The organism is Bacillota bacterium (genome assembly GCA_013178415.1).
Lineage (GTDB): Bacteria > Bacillota > SHA-98 > Ch115 > Ch115 > Ch115.
This window is the reverse complement of the sequence record JABLXA010000002.1, coordinates 165615-185304: the sequence shown is the minus strand read 5'-3', so window position 1 is coordinate 185304 and position 19690 is coordinate 165615. Positions and strand designations below refer to the sequence as shown.

Below are 19690 nucleotides of genomic sequence, written 5' to 3'. Positions count from 1 at the left end.
TTCATAAATCCGGGCCATGGCATAAACCTCTTATGCCATGGCCCCCAAAATCTAATAATAGGCAGGATTGATCAGGCTATGAAGACGCATCTCAGCCATATGGCGAGGCGGGAAGAGGCTGCATTTTATCTCTTTATTTCCCCATGGTTGATCGGATTTATCGCATTTACGGCCGGCCCCATCGTAGCATCACTCTTTTTTAGCTTTTGCAACTATGATATCGTGAACCCTCCTCAATGGATTTGGCTCGGGAATTTCGCAAAGCTGTTGTCAGATCCTCTATTTTGGCAATCGCTCAAAGTCACGGCTATTTACTCTTTCTTTGGCGTGCCTCTTGACATGATGGCATCGCTTGCCATAGCCCTGTTGCTCAACCAAAAGGTCCGTGGCCTTGCCTGGTTCAGGACGATCTTTTACATGCCATCGGTTATTTCTGGCGTTGCTGTATCTCTATTGTGGATGTGGATATTCAACCCCGAATTCGGGATACTCAACTATCTTCTTTGGATCCTCTTTCGCATTCATGGGCCTGCCTGGATAATGAGCGAAGAGTGGGTGTTGCCGGCATTGATCATCATGAGCCTTTGGGGCATCGGTGGAGGTATAGTGATATATTTGGCTGGGCTTCAGGGTGTGCCCACGGAATTGTATGAAGCAGCCGAGATAGATGGGGCCACCCCATGGAATAAGCTTATGAGAATCACTCTGCCCATGATGAGTCCTGTAATATTGTTCAATCTCATAATGGGCATAATCGGCTCATTTCAGGTCTTCACCCAGGCTTATGTGATGACAGGTGGCGGCCCGCATTATGCGTCTCTCTTCTATGTGCTCTATATATACCAGAACGCATTCCAGTTCTTTAGCATGGGCTATGCCTCAGCTCTGGCATGGATCCTATTTCTGATAATATTGGCGCTTACTCTCCTGGTATTCAAGTCTTCGCCGCTCTGGGTATATTACGAAGGCACTGCCCGCGGGCGATAGGCCGGGAAGGGGGTTGAATTCGTTGGCTAGAAGCAAACGTAAGACAGAATTGCTAGGCCGGATATTTGTCTATGCTACCCTGGTCATTGCAAGCATAGTTATCCTCATTCCGGTTTTCTGGATGTTATCCACCGCCCTAAAGGAGGATGGCGAAGTCTACCTTTTCCCGCCTCAGTGGATTCCCACTAAGTTCCTCTGGGGCAACTTCGTCCGGGCTCTTACATTCCTACCATTTGGCCGGTATTTCACCAATACCGTAATTGTCACCTTTTCATCTATGTTCGGCCAGCTCCTTTCCTCATCGCTGGTAGCCTATGGTTTTGCTAGATTGAGAGCACGAGCCAGAGATATGCTGTTTATCTTGGTGCTGGCTACCATGATGATTCCGTCTCAGGTTACCATGATTCCGCTGTTTGTTCTTTTCAAACAACTGAATTGGGTAGATACTTTCAAGCCATTAATAGTGCCCAATTTTTTCGGCAGCGCGTTTTTCATCTTCCTTCTCAGACAATTTTTCATGACCATACCCATTGAACTCGATGATGCGGCCAAGATAGATGGGTGCGGTTACCTGGGCATATACGGGAGAGTGCTTATGCCGCTCACCAAGCCAGCTCTGGCGACAGTTGCCATATTCGGGTTCATGTGGAACTGGAATGATTTTATGGGTCCCCTCATCTACTTGAACAGCAGGGATAAGCTCACGGTAAGCCTGGCTCTGAGCCGGTTTACCGGCATGTATGGCATGACGGCGTGGAACCTCCTTATGGCTGCGTCATTGGTAGTCGCTCTTCCATGTCTTGTGCTGTTTTTCTTTACACAGAGATATTTCATACAAGGGATCGTGATAACAGGACTCAAGGGGTGAGAGCAGGGCTTCGTGATTGCCGGAAAGACGAAAAGGCCTGATCCGCTGCTCTTATAGTGCACAATTCCTTTGATTGACAAGCCTTCCCCTGCCCTATATAATGAGTTTGTGCGATTTTGACCGAAGGGGGGAGTCGTCGCGGTCCTCTCTCGATATCCTCGGGGTTTATGGTATATCTTTTGGATCTATAGTCTCTGAGATTGGCAGGAGGGGATAGCTGGCGGCGGATCGATGAATAGAACCAATTTATGGAAGCTCATTGGGATCCTGGTTTTAACGGTATTTTGCGCTGTGACTATCTATTATCGTCCGTTAAATCTGGGCCTGGATCTCAGGGGCGGCACGAGGCTCGTGCTGGAAGCCCAGGACACTGATGCCGTCAAAGTGGACGAGGACGCAGTCATGCGGGCAAAAGAAGTCATTGAGAGGCGTATCGATCAGATGGGACTCGCTGAGCCAGTGATTTACCGCCAGGGTGACCGTCGCGTGGTGGTGGAACTGGCAGGAGTCAGAGACCCTGATCGTGCCAAGAAGATTATCGGGCAGACAGCCCAGCTTGAATTCAAGGATGAATCAGGGAGGGTGGTCATGACCGGGGCGGATTTGCGCAATGCCACTGCCGGTCCTGATGAGTACGGAAGACCCTCAGTGCATTTTGAGTTAACCCCCGAGGGGGCTAAGAAGTTCGAGATCGCAACTAGGGAAAATCTGGGGCGCAGGATAGCAATACTTCTGGATAACCAGATGTTGAGTAACCCGCAGGTTCAGGCGGTGATCAAAGACAAGGGGATCATCCAGGGGATAGAGAGCATGAATACTGCCAAGGACCTGGCGATGATGCTCCGGGCCGGCGCCCTTCCCGTGCCGATGAAGCTGCTCCACAGCGAGGTGCTCGAGCCGATGCTCGGGAAGGAGTCGATACAACAGAGCGCTGTTGCAGCCGTAGTCGGTGTCGGATTGGTGTTGCTGTATATGCTCGGGATATATAAGCTGCCAGGGCTCATGGCTGATATTGCCCTGCTCATATATGGCGTTCTTGTAATGGCATCTCTCGCCGGATTACATGCGACTCTCACGTTGCCAGGCATCGCGGGTCTGATCCTTTCAGTCGGAATGGCTGTTGACGCCAATGTAATAATCTTCGAAAGGATAAAGGAAGAGATTCGCGGCGGCAAGAGACTAGGGGCTGCGATAAGAGCGGGTCATGACAGGGCGCTCAACTGTATTCTGGACTCCAATATTACGACCCTGATTACCGGAGCGGTTCTATATCTATATGGAACTGGTTCTGTCAAGGGTTTTGCCGTTACACTCGGGCTGGGCGTCTTGATCAGCATGTTTACCGCCGTTGTGGTGACGCGAACGATAATGAGCGCGATAGTTGACAGAAACCCCGACAAATATGTAGCCTATTTCGGGGCATAGGAGGTGACACGATGGGCATAGATATTATCGGCAAGAAGCGACTTTTCCTTGCGATCTCAGGCATTTTGATCCTGCTGAGTGTCATCTCCTTGTCCATAAAGGGGCTCAACCTGGGGGTGGATTTCACTGGCGGGTCGTTGATACGGCTTAGATTTGAAAGCCCTGTGAGTGCGGCGCAGGTGATGAACGTACTGGTAAGTCAGGAATTATCCGATCTTCACCTGGATAAAGCAGTTGTCCAGCCGGTAAAGGGGACCAGTGACGTCCAGGTCCGTGCCCATGTAAATGGCCGGCCATTCAACGATGAGCAACTAGAAAGGGTCCTCAATGTCCTGGGTGAGCGTCTCGGTAAGGTAAATGTCGTTGAGTCTGAAATGGTTGAACCTATAATCGGCGGCGAGCTTCTGAGGCGGGCGCTGGTTGCCTGCATAATTGGTTCGATAGGTATTCTGATATATGTGAGCGCCAGGTTTGAGTTCAAATTTGCGACTGCCGCTGTAATAGCGCTGGTGCATGACGTCCTGATCACGCTGGGCGCGTTCTCCCTCATGGGACGTGAGGTCAATAGCCCATTTATGGCAGCCATCTTGACTATCCTAGGGTACTCGATCAATGACACGATCGTGGTTTACGATAAGATAAGGGAAAATCTAAAGATCAGGAGAAGAGGGGAAGGTCTCGCTGAACTTGTGAATAGGAGTATACTCGAGACAATGACTAGGACTCTTAATACGCTTATCACGACGCTCCTGGCAGTAGTCGCTGTATATATGTTCGGCGGCGCTACCATAAGGGATTTCGCGCTGGCGCTCATCATAGGGCTTACCTCGGGAACCTATTCTTCCATCTTCATTGCCTCTAGCATATGGCTAGACTGGAAGAACTGGGAGCGCGAGCGAGAGAAGAGGGCCGCCCTGGCGAAGGCATAGTCAGTGTTTATGGGTTACTCTCCGGACGAGATTGAAGAATCTGTCGAAGCCCCCGGAGTTCTATAGAAGGCTATGGACATCCGGAGGGCTTTCTTTTTGTCTCCAGGATTTACATAATGAGCCATATCTCCTTTTACAGTTTCCGGTATGTCACAGAGTGGCAGTGGCCATAATACTAATGCTGATTTCTTACGCCAATATTGGCCATTGGAGGTGCTACCGGAAGATCCGGATATCAGATAGCGGTGATGTCCGGATGATACGGGACGATGATGGGCAGATACTTCAATCTCATACGACATGATGGCAACAGATCGCTTTTTACAGCTCTGGAGATTTCGACGCTCTCCCTCCTTGGCGGCCTTCCGATTCATATACATGTCGAAGGTCTACGGGGCACCGGAAAGACGACGATAATCCGCAGCGCAAAGGATATTCTTCCTCGTATAGAGCGGATAAAGGGATGTCCCTATAATTGCGACCCAGCTTACCCACATTGTCCAGTACATCGTTCCATGACGCAGGATGAGATTCGAGGGATTGGCACAGAATGGATCAGGATGCCATTTCTGGAGATCTCACATTCCGCCAAGATAGGCACTGTCGTCGGGAGTATTGACCTGGGCCGCCTCGCATCCGCTGAGAAAGCCGAGGCAGCGCTCCTGCCCGGGATCCTCCCAAGGGCCAATAGGGGCATAGTGTTTGTAGATGAGATAAACCGTCTTGCAGACACATCCCCTGAGCTTACTGATATATTGCTAGATGTCATGGGCACCAAACCCGGCAGGCTCCAGATCGAGGAAGTGGGCTTTGCCAGCTTCGAGATGCCAATTACACTCGCTGTGTGGGGAGCCTCCAATCCGGATGAGGAACCAGGTCCGCTGGAGGACGTAAGGCGGCAGCTTTCAGATAGATTCGATTTTTTGGTGACGATGGGGCGTCCAGGAGAGGTGGATACCGTAAAAGAAATCCTGGAAGCCAATTCTATATTGAGATATAGAGAGAGACCCGGCGGGGACTTGCCTATCCAAGCTGACCCCGGACTATCATTCCGGGAACTTCTGCTTCAACGTTCCGGGGAGATGGCGAATGTCGACTTTGGCACTCAATTCATGCGACTGCTGGCGGAGATTTACATAGATTTTGGTCTCGAGAGTCTGAGGGCTATAGAGTCGATAAGGCTGGGCGCTATAGCCAGGGCGGCGCTGGAAGGCAGGCGGCAGATCAACCTGGAGGACATCAAGATCGTCGCTCCTTTGGCCTTGAGACACAGGGTCGATATATCTACTCTTACCAATATTTTAAAATTTATTGAAGAACAGGGTTCAAATTCCAGGGAAGGCCGGGAGGCCGGGATGCTTGCAGGTGGGGTAGCAGAGGGACAGAAGGGCCAATCTGAGCCAGATTCCCCGCCAAAGACGGCACCGGAACAACGACGGATGACCACAGGTGGTTTCTCTGAGATATTGAGTCGTATCACCCGGAGCCTGACTGGAAGCGCAAGGGCGTCATCGAAATATGATGTCCATGTCAGGGCTGTCATGCCAGAGGATTCAACTGGCCGCCAGGGTACCAGCGGTGATGGCTCATTTAGAGATGCCAGGGAAGGGATCGGGCAAAGAGGAGGAGAGTCAAAACTCACGGAACCTCCAGAAGATGGCGTGCCTTCCCCGCCCATCCCCGCAAGACCTATAAGCTCCTTTGAGATCTCACGCCTCATCTTTACTGAGGAGGACCTCAGAGCAAAATGAGAGATGATGTGGGGTCTTCAGACCTTATGCGCCTCTCCAGGCTGCTTCTTGCCGAGCTGCGTCAGGATCGCGGAGTGAGAATCGGGGAGTCAACGGTGCTCAGCCGCAAGGTCCATACCCTGCTCCCTCAAGAGCCCACAGTAGTCTATATAAACGCATTGAATGACGCAGGGCAAGTATTCTACTTCCGACCCAGGAAAGATGAAGTTCTGCATATGGACATCTTCCACGAAGTCGGAGAGGTGGATCACATTGCCGTTGCCGAGGCCGTTCGGCATACGGTCACATCATGGTTCGGGGATCCGATGTTTCAGAAAATAAGGGGACTTGCTATACCCTCCACCAGCGAGATACTGGATTTCATCGATATCCAGACCGGCACTGGAGGAGGAAGGGTGACTGGAGCCCTTAACTATGGCAAGAAGCCTTCTCTCCTGCGGGCTCATAAAAACCATGTCCATCTTGCTCTCATGGTTCCGGAATCATGTCTTTCACTGTTAGTCTTTTTAGCAGATGCGATTGAGAAGGTGATCATGCGCCAGGGGCTTGAAATCCGGAAAATAGAGAGAATCGTCGGCACAGGCGAGACAAAGGGGACCCCACAGAATCTTGAGCAATACTCAAGTCTCTTTGATTCAAAGCTCACATCTCATAGTGCCTCAGGAATGGGGGCGGACTGGGCGGCCATGGGGGCTGAGATGAAACTGGAGGCGATCTCCGGTCTCGCCGAGGAATTTGGCGGGGCGGCGAATCTCCTTTCTTTCCTAGAAGCTGTCAAGAGCTCAATGGCAGTCATGCCTGCGGATGTGACTCAAGATATCGGCGATGTGGAAGATCTTGCAGGGAGGCTGGAATCTCTGGGACTTGTAAAACGAGATAGGTTCAGAACGATACTTACCGAAAGGGGTGCGGAGGTAGAGACACTGCTTAGATCCAACTTCATATCGGTAGAGGCTGGTGTACGCAGGTTGCTCAGGAAGATTCCTTTATCATGTGGATTTCATGCGACAGAGAAGGGCCCTATGAGGACCCATAGAAGGGAATACGGCCGATTGTCAAAAGAGGCGCGTCCGCTTATGGAACATGAATTGGCTGATGCGATCGCTGTGCCGGAGACTGCCATAGCCGCGCTGGTCCGTCGTGGAATGACCGGAGATACGCGCTCTTTTCTGACCAGGGATGATCTTAGAGTGGGAAAACGTCGGCCTTCCCGGGGGCCGGAGATCTGTCTATTGGTGGACTCCAGCGCCAGCATGGTGGGGAAGAGGATCAGAGCTGCGAAGCATCTGGTCAGGCATCTTGCATTGGCCACCGATTTTCGTATCACGGTTCTCACATTCCAGGAACGGGCCGTTTCGCTGAGGATTGCGTCAACCCGCAATCCCAGGGTAATCGAAAACGGTCTATCTGCAATACGTCCCGCGGGGCTGACCCCGCTCGCCTCAGGGATTTGCGAAGCGTTGGATTTCATCAAGGCCAAGAAATTGAAGAATATCCTCATGGTTTTGATCACTGACGGAATTCCTACTATGAATCGATGGACGGCCGATCCTGCCAAGGATGCGATAACGGCGGCGAAGCGCATTGCCCAGGAGAAGGTCCCATTTGTCTGTATCGGACTCCAGCCAAACCGTGAATTCCTCAGGCGGCTCTGCGAAGTGTCCGGCGGACGATTCTATGTCCTCGACGAATTCGATCGCGATATTCTAGTAAGCCTCGTCAGAAAAGAAGGCTCTCCTTTTAGGATATAATCCTCTTGCAGGATCCCGCGCATTTGGTGCAGAATAGAGTTGTTGTCCAGGATAATATTTTGAGGCAAGGTGGCGGTAGCGTGGTCTTTTATGTGATCGCGGCGCTCGTCTTCGGGCTCTTTGTCGCCGTATTTGCTGTACAGAACCCTACTCTTGTAGCTGTGAGGTTCCTGAGGTGGGAAGCCGAGACATCTATCGTTATGGTGATACTCACATCTGCGGCTGCTGGTGCGGCAATCATGGGCTTGACGGTGCTGGCGAGGCAAATCAGATTGACCTTCCGGCTTCGTCAGTCTGAAGGACAGAGGCGCAGGCTGGAGGTGGATGCCGGGGAAATGATGCAGGAGATAGACAGGCTCGAACAAGAGGTCGCCAGCCTCAGGGCTCAGTTGAAATCCGTAAGGCATTTTGATCAGGAGGTCAATTTGTGAAAACGAGAGAGTGGCTTTTTCATACTGCAGAACCGGAGGCTATTGATAGGCTGGTTAAGAGTCTGGGGGTCTCTCCGGTTACTGCGCAGATATTGATCGCAAGAGGAATAACTGACGCCAATGAAGCCAGAAATTTCTTGAATCCTGACTTGAGTCAGCTCAACAATCCCTTTCTGCTAAGAGATATGGACAAGGCCGCCATGCGTGTGGCTACCGCAATTCGAGGCGGAGAACAGATCAGGATTCATGGAGACTATGATGCAGATGGAATAACCGCAACGACATTACTTGTATCCTTTCTGAGGCAGTTTGGAGCCAATGTTGATTATCATCTTCCCCATCGTCTCGAAGATGGCTATGGGTTGCATATGGATGCGGTGGAGAAGGCTGCCGCCGATGGCGTCTCCTTGATGATTACAGTCGATTGCGGAATAACTGCTTTCGAGGAAGCAAGACGCTGCCGAGACCTGGGGCTGGATCTTGTGATCACAGACCATCATGAACCCCACAATGTGATGCCTGATGCCATGGCCGTCATAAACCCCAAGAGGCGCGATTCTGCTTATCCTTTTCATAATCTGGCAGGGGTCGGAGTTGCCCTCAAGTTGGCGCGGGCAATAGAACTAACCCTTGCGGGCCATCTGACTGACGGGACGATGATTTCTGAATATCTCGATTTGGCTGCGTTTGGGACCATAGCCGACGTGATGCCTTTGCTCGGAGAAAACCGCGTAATCGTCAGAAATGGCCTTGAAGGCATATCCTCCGCGAAGAGGCCTGGAATGGCGGCTCTACTGGCGACATCAGGGCTGTCTGGAAAAAAGATCTCGAGTTGGAATGTAGCCTTTGGCCTTGCTCCAAGGATCAATGCTGCAGGCCGTCTTGCAAGCCCAGAACTGGGCATATCGCTTTTTCTCACAGATTCGCCTGATGAGGCATATCAAATAGCTGAGACATTGAATTCGATCAATCAGGAGCGCCAGGCAGTGGAATCTGAAATCCTCCAGCAAGCGCTGGCCAAGATAGAAACAGAGGGTGACATGTCGTCACAAAAGGCCATCGTCTTAGCTCAGGAGGGATGGCATCCGGGTGTCATTGGGATAGTTGCATCGCGGCTTGTGGAGATATTCCATCGGCCCGCTATTCTGATTTCCATCGACGGAGATGAGGGACGTGGGTCAGGTCGCAGCATACCGGGTTTCGATCTTTACCAGGCCCTGAATGACTGCAGGGAGACCCTTATCGGATTTGGTGGACATGAGCTTGCTGCGGGCTTGACGATACGTGCTCAAGATATCGGGGTCTTCACTAGGAGATTCCTGGAAACTGCCGACTCCAGGATCCCTTGGGACCTGATCCGGCCGCCAAAGCTTTATGTTGACGCTGTAGCGAGCCTTGAGGAGATAAGCGAGGGCCTGGCGAGCGAAATGGAGCTTCTCAGTCCCTTTGGCGCAGGTAACCCGGCGCCCGTAGTGGCGGTCAAAAACGTAAAGGTGCTGGAGTACCGTCAGATAGGCGCTGATGGGAAGCATATCAGGATGAGGGTCGGGGATGGCGACCAGATCAGGGATGTAATTGGTTTTGGCATGGGGGACCGCGCTCAGGACCTTTATCGCTTAGGCGGTGGCACCCTGGATATCGCATTTTGTCCGGAGATCAACGAATGGAATGGGACGAGGAATGTCAGACTCAATGCAAAAGACTTCCTCGCAAGTCAAGGGTGAGTCGGTCGGAAGCCGTCGCTCGTCAAGCGATGAGTCGCCGCTAATGCTGGCACTGTGGATCCGTCCTGGAGCTAGACTGGCCCTGTTGAATGAGATATAATGCCATTGAGGGGGATAGTCTGTGGGGTCGACGGTGGAGAGTGTCCTCGAGAAAGTCAGGAGCTATAACCCTGATGGTAATATAGACATCATAATGAGAGCGTACTGGTTCGCCGCGAAAGCGCATGAAGGACAGTACCGCGACTCGGGGGATTCTTTTATCTTTCATCCATTGGGTGTGGCGGAGATTCTCGCGGAAATGGAACTCGACTCTACAACTATTGCCGCTGGGCTGCTTCACGATGTCATCGAAGATACCCAGACTGCCTTGGACGATATCAAGGCCGCATTCGGCGATGAAATCGCCCTCCTGGTAGACGGGGTGACCAAACTCAGCAGGTTCCCGTTCATGACCAGAGAGCAGCAACAGGCTGAAAACCTTCGTAAGATGTTCCTGGCCATGGCTAAAGATATCAGGGTCGTACTCATAAGGCTGGCCGATAGGCTTCATAATATGCGTACCTTGCGCCATCTTCCCACAGAAAGACAGAAAAGGATCTCCAGGGAGACTCTGGAGATCTTTGCTCCCCTTGCCCACCGGCTTGGAATGTGGCGGGTCAAATGGGAGCTCGAGGACCTGGCCTTTAGATATTTGCAGCCCGGGGATTATTACAGCCTGGTCGAGAAGGTGGCGGAGAAGCGCAGGCAGCGCGAGGGATATATAGAAGAGGCTAAGTCGATACTGGCCAAGCAACTGGCAGAAGTGGGCATCCATGCCGAGATTCAGGGTCGCGCAAAGCATCTTTACAGCATCTATGAAAAGATGACGAAACGGGGACGCTCCTTTGAGGAAATCTATGACTTGATAGCTATAAGGGCGGTGGTAGATACTGTCAAGGAATGCTATGAGGTCCTGGGAATAGTGCATAATCTATGGAAGCCAATTCCTGGCAGGTTCAAAGACTATATTGCTATGCCGAAATCTAACATGTACCAGTCCCTCCATACTACAGTGATCGGTCCTGCTGGGGAACCATTGGAAGTCCAGATCCGCACATGGGAAATGCACAGGACTGCCGAATATGGTATTGCTGCCCATTGGAGGTATAAGGAAGGACAGCGCCAGGACAGCGAATTTGAGCGCAAGATCGCGTGGCTCAGGCAATTATTGGAATGGCAGAGGGATATGAGGGATAGCCAGGAATTCATCGAAACCCTCAAGATCGATCTATTCGAAGATGAGGTATTCGTCTTCACCCCTAAGGGCGATGTCAAAAGTTTGCCGGCCGGATCGACGCCTGTTGACTTCGCTTATGACGTTCATACTGACATTGGCAGTAGGTGCATAGGCGCGAAGGTAAATGGCAAGATCGTCCCTCTTGACTATAGGCTCCAAAATGGTGACATCGTGGAGATCTTGACGTCTAAGGTCGCAAATGGGCCGAGCCAGGACTGGCTGGCCTTTGTCAAGACATCAAAGGCCCGGAACAAGATACGACAATGGATCAAAGAGGGGCATCGTCAGGAGATAATACCCAGAGGCAGAGAACTCCTGGAAAGGGAAGCAAAGAAACAAGGTATCGATGGTCATGATGTGCTAAAAGAGGAAAGGCTCCTTGATGTAGCCAAGAGGTTCGGATTCCTATCGAGTGACGACCTGCTTGCCGCGGTGGGGTACAGCAAGCTCTCGCCGCAGCAGGTCATAACAAAGATCTTGCCGCTCTTGCCGGTGCCCAAGGAACCGGAGGTCCTTCAGCCGGTTCCCCAGCTGCCAAGGAAAGCAGTCAGCAAGGGCCAAGGGGTTAAGGTGGATGGGATGGATAACGTCCTCGTCCGGCTTTCCAAGTGCTGTAATCCGGTTCCCGGGGATCCCATCGTCGGCTATATCACCCGCGGCCGCGGAGTCTCCATCCATCGCGCGGATTGTCCCAACGCGAGGCTATTGATCGCTGCTCCTGAGCGCAGGGTACCGGTGGAATGGGATCTGGGCTCTGCGGCATCGTATCCGGTTGAGATCGAAATCGACGCGCTGGATCAGGTCGGTCTTCTGTCCAATATCATGAGCGCCGTGGCAGAGGTCAAGACGAACGTCAGCTCCATGAGCGCTAAGACAACCCCTGATGGCATGGCCTTCGTAAATATGGTGCTTGATATCGAAGATGTTGAGCATATGAACAATGTGATGAACCGTATCAGCCGCGTGAAGGGGGTCCTTGACGTACACAGGGCGGAGCGATCGATTCGGATTGCCAATTGACGTGCATGAGCTCTTGCCGGGCCAGAGTGTATGGTTTGACATGAGAGCCGTAATTCAGCGCGTAAAATGCGCCAGTGTAAGTATTGATTCCCAGATCACATCGTCGATCCAGCGAGGACTCGTTGTACTGGTAGGCGTGGGACGAGACGATCGTCAGGAAGACGCGGATTATCTGGCGGAGAAAACAGCTAATATAAGGATTTTTGCAGATGAAAATGGGAAGATGAACCTTTCGGCTCTTGATCTCGGGGCCGAGGTTCTTGTTATTTCCCAATTCACTTTGTACGGAGACTGTCGCAAGGGGAGGCGCCCTGGATTTTCGGATGCCGCGCTTCCGGATCATGCCTTGGCGCTGTATGAATATTACGTGGAGAGATTGCGAAGTCTTGGTCTTGCGGTCAACACAGGGGAATTTGGCGCTAACATGCTTGTCGAGATTCACAACGAAGGACCTGTTACTATCCTCCTGGATAGTAAGAGGCTCTTTTAGCAAGGGGCGTGCCGCCAAAGAAATCCCACTTCAGGGAAATCCGGGCGCTCCTTTGCTATCGAGACGGGCCACCGGGACGCCGTCGAGATATCCATTGACATCCTTCTGGAAAAACAATACAATAAACTGGTGCAGAGTAGGGGAGGGGTTTTTTTGTTTAGAGGATTCAGTAAAAAAACCAAGTCGCGGGTGGCAACTGGCATCATATCATTCATTATCGTTACCTTCGTTGGGAGTCTCCTGTATACCGGGATCAGGTTAGGTAGCAGACATCCTGTAGAAGGAGAAGGAAGTGCTATAGCAATCGTAAACGGGCAGCCTATATCAAGGGTGGATTTTGAGAATCTATATCGTAATACCTTGCTCTCTCAGCGAGAACAGGGGGCCACCATTTCATTGGATATGTATGGTCCTATTCGTTCTGCCGTCCTGGATCAGATGATAACTAGATCACTATTGAATGATGCGGCGAGAAGGGACAGGATCAAGGTTCCTGCTAAGGAGGTAAGGGCAAAACTAGATGAACAGAAGAAGCAATTCGCCAGTGAAAAGGAATTCAACGCCGCCCTTGCAAGAGCCGGAATCACTGTGCCGCAGTTGACCCAAGCCATCCGGGAGCAGCTTACTCTTGACGCGTTGATCGAAAAGGTGAAGGGGAAGGCTGTGGTCTCCGACGAGGCCGTAGCCAAAGCATATCAAGAAAAATACAAGAAGGAACCTAAGGGGCCTGAATTTGACAAGGCCAAAGAAGGACTCAGGAAGGAGCTTCTGACTGAGGCCCAAGCCAAAGAGCTTGACAGATGGTTTAGAGACCTGAAGGCAAAGGCTGACATCAAAGTCAATGATAGGCAGATAGAAGGCTTCATGAACCTTCAGAAGGGTGATATTGATAAGGCGATAGCTTCTTTCCAATCTGCCGTAAATGGAGATCCTGAAAATGCTGAGTATCACCTGAATCTGGGCTTGGCCTATGAACGGAAGAACGACCTGGATTCTGCCATAAGAAATTACGAGCAGGCTGTAAAGCTCGCTCCGGATGATCCCTATGTCCATTTCTATCTTGGGGAGGCCTATCGCAGAACTGGTAAGCCGGATTTAGCAGCAGCGGAACTCAAGAAGGCATCTGATTTGTCTTACACTGATATGCTCCTGCACTTCCGGATTCAATCTGCCTATAGAGCCATGGGCAGGGATGCCGACGTGAAGGCTGAGACATCGAAGATCCAGGAGATCCAAAAGATCCTGGAGCGCATGCAAGGCTCAAGCTCAGGGCAGGCTCCGAGTTCGAATGCGAGCCAGTCTCCGAGTTCGAATTCGACTTCAAGCCCGAGCCCGGCTTCGAGCCCGAGTTCCAGCACAGGAAGGAAGTAGAAGACGTGAGTGTCCCAGATGAACGCCAGAAAGAATTCAAGGCGCCGCGAGGTACGAGGGATATTCTGCCGGCTGAGATTGAACCTTGGCGCGAGTTGGAAAGGGTTTGCCGTAGTGTTATGGAGGCCGCAGGATACTTGGAGATCCGGACGCCTATCTTCGAGCATACTGAATTGTTTCAAAGAGGTATAGGGGAGACCACGGATATAGTCGAGAAAGAGATGTACACCTTCCTCGATAGGGCGGGGCGGAGCATCACGCTGAGACCGGAAGGAACGGCTTCTGTAGTGAGGTCATACCTCGAACATAAGATGTATGCTCTGCCCCAGCCAATAAAGGTTTATTATATCGGCAGGATGTACAGATATGAACGGCCGCAAGCTGGAAGGTATAGAGAATTTCGACAGTTCGGAGCCGAGGCCATCGGGGCACAGGATCCAGCCATCGACGCCGAGCTGATAGATGTTTTCGTCGAGATTTTGTCTAGAATGGGCCTCAAGGATTTGGAAGTTCATGTGAACTCCATTGGTTGCCCTGAATGCCGGCCGAAATATCGAGATGCAATCAGAGAGGGCCTGGAACCCGTAATGGGCAGGCTATGTGAAGACTGTCTGCGGCGTCTCACAAGAAATCCCCTGAGGATCCTGGACTGCAAGAATCCAGAATGCCGGGACCTTACAAAAAACGTTGCGAATATCTTTGACCATCTGTGCGATGAGTGCAGGGATCACTTCCAATCTTTTAGCAGATTCCTGGACATATCCGGGATTCATTATGTTGTTGATCCAAGGATCGTAAGAGGGCTTGATTATTACACCAAGACGGTGTTTGAGGTGATCTCACGGGATCTTGGGGCTCAGGATGCTGTCGGTGGCGGCGGGCGATATGATGGCCTGGTGGAGGAGTGTGGGGGATCCCCTACACCTGGCGCAGGGTTTGCCGCCGGGATGGACAGGATCATCCAGCTCATGACTGCGCGGAAAGCCCCCGACGAGGGCGTCTCTGGCCCTGATGTATTCATCGCGGCCCTTGGTGATGATGCCAGGCTTATAGCGTTCAAGGCAGCGATTGATCTGCGGAGAGCAGGGGTTTCCGCCGACATCGATCATATGGGAAGAAGCCTGAGAGCACAGATGAAATTCGCAGATAGAGGGAAGTTCAGGTATGTGGTGATCCTGGGAGAGGACGAGATCGCAGCAAATGAGGCCACTATCAGAGAGATGGCAACTGGAGCGCAGACGCGTGTTTCCTTCGATGGACTAGTGGAAGCATTAATAGGAAGATGCCTCAGGAGTTGATTGTTTCATATGAAACCGAATTGTAAAGATGATGTGCCGCTTTCAAGGAAACGATGCACGGACTCGCATATGGCTACCAGCATCAGGTCCGCCATGTGTGGAACGGTAAATCTTTCCCTCGTCGGGGAACATATAACGCTAGCGGGTTGGGTCCATAGGAAGAGGGATCTCGGTGGATTGATTTTTGTAGACCTCCGCGATCGCTCAGGCATAGTCCAGATCGTATTCAACCCTGACGAGGAGCCGGCAGCTTACAAAGTTGCCGAGACACTTAGAGGGGAATATGTCATAGAGGTGGAGGGACAGGTCTCTGCGCGTCCGGAAGGGACTGTAAACCCTGACATTCCTACGGGGAATGTGGAAATACATGCGAATTCCATAAAAGTCCTGAATACCTCGAAGACTCCGCCCTTTTATATTGTAGAGAATGTGAATGCTGATGAAACGCTGCGTCTCAAATACCGGTACCTGGATTTGAGACGTCCTGATATGCAGAGGAATTTACAGCTTCGTCACAGGGTCTGCATGGAGATCAGGAAGTATTTGGATCAGCAGGGGTTTTGGGAGATCGAGACCCCTATGCTTACTCGTAGCACTCCAGAAGGGGCCAGGGACTATGTGGTTCCAAGCCGGGTGAATCCCGGCAGGTTTTATGCTCTCCCACAATCACCCCAGCTTTTCAAACAACTTTTGATGGCCGGGGGCATGGATAGATATTTTCAGATAGTCCGCTGCTTCCGTGACGAAGATTTAAGGGCTGATCGCCAGCCAGAGTTTACCCAGCTGGATATCGAGATGTCATTTGTCACCAGGGAAGATGTCATGAATTTGGCGGAGGGCCTCATATCGAGCGTAATCGAGGCAGCTACGGGGGTAAAGGTCCACACCCCGTTCCCGAGGATGAGCTATGATACTGCTATGTCCAGATATGGTCAGGATAAGCCCGACATCCGGTTTGGCATGGAGCTCGAGGATATCTCTGAAGTCGCCGCCAAAGGGGAGTTCAAGGTCTTCCGGGATGCCATAGCACATGGCGGACGGGTAAAAGCTATAGCCCTAAAAGGTGGCGCGGCCTTTACCAGGAAACAGCTCGATGATCTCGGGGAGTTTGTGAAAGAATTTGGAGCGAAGGGGCTCGCCTGGATCGCGCTGGATGCTCCTGATGGAGTTATCGACGCGGGAGAAGACGCTGCTACAGATGATTGTAAGAAAACACAGAGAAACGACGCGCTGAAGGTGAGGTCTCCAATAGCAAAGTTCCTGAGCCCAGAGCAAATAGCAGAGATCAATGGTATATGCAAGGCAGGCCCGGGTGATCTGATCCTGATCGTGGCGGGGCCTGTTGATGTGGTAAATGAATCTCTTGGCAGGCTCAGAATATATCTGGCCCAAAACCTGGGCATGATACCTGAGGGGAAGCTCGCTTTTGTGTGGGTGACAGAATTCCCTCTCCTTGAATATGACGAAGAAGAAGGAAGGAATGTGGCTGTCCACCATCCTTTCACTTCCCCCGTGGAAGGTGGTCTTGACCTCCTCGCCACAGACCCTTTGTCGGTGAAGGCACAGTCCTATGACCTCGTGCTAAATGGGGTGGAGCTTGGGGGAGGTTCAATCCGGAATCATAGGCGAGACACCCAGGAAGCCATTTTTGATGCTCTCGGGATTTCCCGGGCTGAGGCAGAGGATAAGTTCGGGTTTCTCCTGGAGGCGCTCGACTACGGGTGTCCACCGCACGGTGGCATAGCCTTTGGCCTTGATCGGTTCATCATGCTCCTGGCGGAAAGGGAATCAATCCGCGATGTAATTGCTTTTCCAAAGACTCAGAAGGGCACTTGCCTTCTCACAGGAGCGCCTTCTGAAATTTCCCGGCGCCAACTAGATGAACTTCATATACGAACCATGTGAGTTGATCTATGGAAAGTGCATGGATATTGAAATTATGAGTGTCTTATGATATTATCGTTACGGAGCAAAGAAATGAAATGCCCTACCGTGTGCGAAGCGGGCTAGACAGTTTTGTTCCAACACCGACACATCGGGAGCCTGGTCTCCGGCAGTGGAGCGCATGCCACCTCGGGTCTTAGTGGACGCGCAAAGCTGCCGGGAGGGCACCCACCTGCAGAGCGCAGGGATATAAACAGTCGGCCGACACGGCACGGTGGGGTTTTTGGCATTTAGAGGGGGCTAGGCTGGGCCTTGAATGAACCTGACCTGGGGTGGCTTTCCCGGACGGCCCTTCTTATTGGCGAAGATGGAATCAGAGGACTGCAAAAAAGCAGAGTAATTGTCTTTGGATTAGGCGGCGTGGGTTCTTTTTCCGCGGAAGCCCTCATAAGAGCTGGCATTGGATGTCTCACCATCGTTGATCATGACGTCATCGAGCTTTCCAACCTGAATCGCCAGTTGGTCGCCACCAGGAGCAGCCTAGGTATCCCAAAGGTTGAAGCCATGAGAGAAAGGCTCCAAGATATCAACCCGGGCGCTCAAATCATTCCCATACGCAGCAAAGTATCATGTGATAATATCCATGAATTCCTGGAGCAGAAGATTGATTATGTGGTAGATGCTATTGATGACGTGAATGCCAAAGTCGCTATAATCAAAGCGTGCAGGGATAGGGATGTGCCGGTTGTTTCGGCCATGGGGACGGGAAATCGGTTTGATCCCACAAAGTTTCGTGTAGTAGATATTTCCGACACCCACACATGTCCCCTGGCCAGGGCCGTGAGATCCCTCTTGAGGAAGGCAGGTATCCTTTCAGGCGTTAAAGTGGTGCTTTCCGCTGAGCAGCCACTCAAGGTTGTAGGAAGGACCCCGGGGAGTATTTCATTTGTCCCTCCGGTGGCAGGAATGGTGCTTGCATCGGTGGTCGTGAGAGACCTCCTGGGGAGGGACCTGCCAGGTGGTGATCAAATTGAATCGCAGCCTATTTGACGGAAGTGGCCCCTTTCTAGATGAGAGCGATGGAGGAAAGTCCTCTATAAAGGGTGAGCATGGAAGTGAGGCCACCGTTAGCAAGCCCAGGCAGAATCTTGATCTCCCGCTCGCTGCAAGGTTGCGTCCAAGGACTCTCGACGAATTTATAGGTCAGGAACATGTCATCGGCGACGGAAAACCTCTTCGCCGCGCCATTGAGCAGGACAGGCTGTCTTCCCTCATCCTCTACGGGCCCCCAGGTTGCGGTAAGACTACTCTCGCGAGAGTCATTGCCAATACCACCAGGTGTGAATTCATACAGATCAACGCGGTGACGGCTGGGGTCGCAGATATCAGGCGAGTCGTGGAGACCGCAGGCAAATTCAAGTCGGCTCTTGGAAGGCGCACAATTCTGTTCATAGATGAGATCCACAGATTCAACAAATCTCAGCAGGATGCCCTCCTGCCCGCAGTGGAGGATGGGACCGTGATCCTCATCGGCGCCACTACCGAAAATCCTTTCTTTGAGGTAAATCCTCCTCTCGTCTCGCGTTCGCGTATCATCCAGTTGAGGCAACTGACTGATGACGAGGTATTGAAGATCCTCAGAATTGCGCTGGAGGATCCAGAGCGTGGTCTCGGTGGCATGAAGATCAGTGTCGACGATGAAACGCTTATCTATATGGCCCAGGTGGCAAACGGAGACGCGAGGGTGGCCTTGAATGCTCTGGAATTAGCGGCCAATACGGCGATACCTGACGCGGACGGGGTAAGAAAGTTGACCATTGAGATAATACAAGATGCCGTGCAGCGAAGATCGATCATCTATGATCGAGCCGGAGATGCCCATTATGATACAGCTTCTGCATTCATCAAGAGCATCAGAGGGGGAGATCCCGACGCGGCCATTTACTGGTTAGCCAGGATGATCGAGGCGGGGGAAGATCCCAGGTTCGTGGCGCGGAGGCTTGTCATTTCGGCCGCCGAAGACATTGGTCTTGCTGACCCGCAGGCTCTGGTCATCGCGATGGCGGCGGCCAATGCTGCTGATTTCGTTGGGTGGCCAGAGGCAAGGATACCACTGGCGATGGCCACCATATACCTCGCCTCAGCTCCAAAGAGCAATTCCGCTTATCTTGCCATAGAAAAGGCTCAGGCCGACGTGAGAAATCAACGTCTCGAACCAGTGCCCATTCATCTCAGGGATTCATCATATAAAGGGGCCGCCAGACTTGGCCATGGTAAGGGGTATCTCTACCCCCACGATTATCCCGGCCATTATGTCCCCCAGCAGTATCTTCCCGACAATCTTGTGGGTAAGATATATTATGAGCCTCAGGAGAATAGTTCAGAGATGGCTATCAAGGAAAGGTTGCTCCGCACATCGAGGGAAGCCCGAAAAGAGGTGTAGAAAGGAGACTATCTTAATCTCAATAATGCATTCCAATAATGA

Annotated in this window: 15 protein-coding genes and 1 other RNA gene; all 16 read left to right on the top strand. The window is 51.8% G+C overall.

Annotation, left to right across the window (positions count from 1 at the left end; genetic code table 11):
- The first annotated feature begins 78 nt into the window (after positions 1-78).
- Positions 79-987, top strand: coding sequence for a sugar ABC transporter permease (locus HPY52_02210; protein ID NPV79079.1), 909 nt, complete (start codon positions 79-81; stop codon positions 985-987).
- The gene (locus HPY52_02205) at positions 971-1855 is read left to right on the top strand and encodes a carbohydrate ABC transporter permease (GenBank protein NPV79078.1); all 885 of its coding nucleotides are present in this window, start codon (positions 971-973) and stop codon (positions 1853-1855) included. The genes HPY52_02210 and HPY52_02205 overlap by 17 nt, the downstream gene beginning before the upstream one ends.
- Positions 1856-2086: 231 nt before the next feature.
- Entirely contained in the window at positions 2087-3280 is a 1194-nt protein-coding gene (gene secD, locus HPY52_02200; protein ID NPV79077.1) for a protein translocase subunit SecD, read from the top strand.
- 11 nt (positions 3281-3291) lie between these two features.
- Positions 3292-4209 (top strand): protein translocase subunit SecF, encoded by a 918-nt coding sequence (secF, locus tag HPY52_02195; GenBank protein ID NPV79076.1) that lies wholly within the window; start codon positions 3292-3294, stop codon positions 4207-4209.
- A 269-nt stretch (positions 4210-4478) separates the two neighbouring features.
- Positions 4479-5960 (top strand): magnesium chelatase, encoded by a 1482-nt coding sequence (locus tag HPY52_02190; protein ID NPV79075.1) that lies wholly within the window; start codon positions 4479-4481, stop codon positions 5958-5960.
- Positions 5957-7711, top strand: coding sequence for a VWA domain-containing protein (locus HPY52_02185; protein NPV79074.1), 1755 nt, complete (start codon positions 5957-5959; stop codon positions 7709-7711). Before HPY52_02190 ends, HPY52_02185 begins: the two co-directional genes overlap by 4 nt.
- 26 nt (positions 7712-7737) lie before the next feature.
- A complete protein-coding gene (locus HPY52_02180) occupies positions 7738-8142 on the top strand; it encodes a DUF1049 domain-containing protein (protein NPV79073.1) in 405 nt (134 codons plus the stop codon).
- Complete coding sequence (recJ, locus tag HPY52_02175) at positions 8139-9866, top strand: single-stranded-DNA-specific exonuclease RecJ (protein NPV79072.1); 1728 nt, start codon at positions 8139-8141, stop codon at positions 9864-9866. Before HPY52_02180 ends, recJ begins: the two co-directional genes overlap by 4 nt.
- A 193-nt stretch (positions 9867-10059) precedes the next feature.
- A complete protein-coding gene (locus HPY52_02170; GenBank protein ID NPV79071.1) occupies positions 10060-12162 on the top strand; it encodes a bifunctional (p)ppGpp synthetase/guanosine-3',5'-bis(diphosphate) 3'-pyrophosphohydrolase in 2103 nt (700 codons plus the stop codon).
- A 40-nt stretch (positions 12163-12202) separates the two neighbouring features.
- Positions 12203-12652 carry a D-tyrosyl-tRNA(Tyr) deacylase gene (locus HPY52_02165; protein ID NPV79070.1) on the top strand — a complete coding sequence of 150 codons (450 nt, stop codon included), beginning with the start codon at positions 12203-12205 and terminating at the stop codon, positions 12650-12652.
- Positions 12653-12805: 153 nt separating this feature from the next.
- Positions 12806-14023, top strand: a complete 1218-nt coding sequence (locus tag HPY52_02160; GenBank protein ID NPV79069.1) for a tetratricopeptide repeat protein — start codon at positions 12806-12808, stop codon at positions 14021-14023.
- Positions 14024-14028: 5 nt separating this feature from the next.
- Entirely contained in the window at positions 14029-15321 is a 1293-nt protein-coding gene (locus HPY52_02155; protein NPV79068.1) for a histidine--tRNA ligase, read from the top strand.
- A gap of 69 nt (positions 15322-15390) precedes the next feature.
- The gene (gene aspS / locus HPY52_02150; protein NPV79067.1) at positions 15391-17226 is read left to right on the top strand and encodes an aspartate--tRNA ligase; all 1836 of its coding nucleotides are present in this window, start codon (positions 15391-15393) and stop codon (positions 17224-17226) included.
- Between the two features lie 76 nt (positions 17227-17302).
- A non-coding RNA gene (ssrS, locus tag HPY52_02145) (6S RNA) lies at positions 17303-17490 on the top strand.
- Positions 17491-17532: 42 nt separating this feature from the next.
- Positions 17533-18255 carry a tRNA threonylcarbamoyladenosine dehydratase gene (locus HPY52_02140; GenBank protein ID NPV79066.1) on the top strand — a complete coding sequence of 241 codons (723 nt, stop codon included), beginning with the start codon at positions 17533-17535 and terminating at the stop codon, positions 18253-18255.
- A gap of 46 nt (positions 18256-18301) precedes the next feature.
- Positions 18302-19648, top strand: coding sequence for a replication-associated recombination protein A (locus tag HPY52_02135; protein NPV79065.1), 1347 nt, complete (start codon positions 18302-18304; stop codon positions 19646-19648).
- Positions 19649-19690: the final 42 nt, after the last annotated feature.

What these genes read in the sequence shown, in the direction of transcription:
- HPY52_02170 (NPV79071.1), top strand. Translation starts at nt 10,060, where the DNA reads ATGAGAGCGTACTGGTTCGCCGCGAAAGCGCATGAAGGACAGTACCGC.
- HPY52_02190 (NPV79075.1), top strand. Translation starts at nt 4,479, where the DNA reads ATGATGGGCAGATACTTCAATCTCATACGACATGATGGCAACAGATCG.
- secF (NPV79076.1), top strand. Translation starts at nt 3,292, where the DNA reads ATGGGCATAGATATTATCGGCAAGAAGCGACTTTTCCTTGCGATCTCA.
- HPY52_02185 (NPV79074.1), top strand. Translation starts at nt 5,957, where the DNA reads ATGAGAGATGATGTGGGGTCTTCAGACCTTATGCGCCTCTCCAGGCTG.
- HPY52_02165 (NPV79070.1), top strand. Translation starts at nt 12,203, where the DNA reads ATGAGAGCCGTAATTCAGCGCGTAAAATGCGCCAGTGTAAGTATTGAT.
- secD (NPV79077.1), top strand. Translation starts at nt 2,087, where the DNA reads ATGAATAGAACCAATTTATGGAAGCTCATTGGGATCCTGGTTTTAACG.
- aspS (NPV79067.1), top strand. Translation starts at nt 15,391, where the DNA reads ATGGCTACCAGCATCAGGTCCGCCATGTGTGGAACGGTAAATCTTTCC.
- HPY52_02210 (NPV79079.1), top strand. Translation starts at nt 79, where the DNA reads ATGAAGACGCATCTCAGCCATATGGCGAGGCGGGAAGAGGCTGCATTT.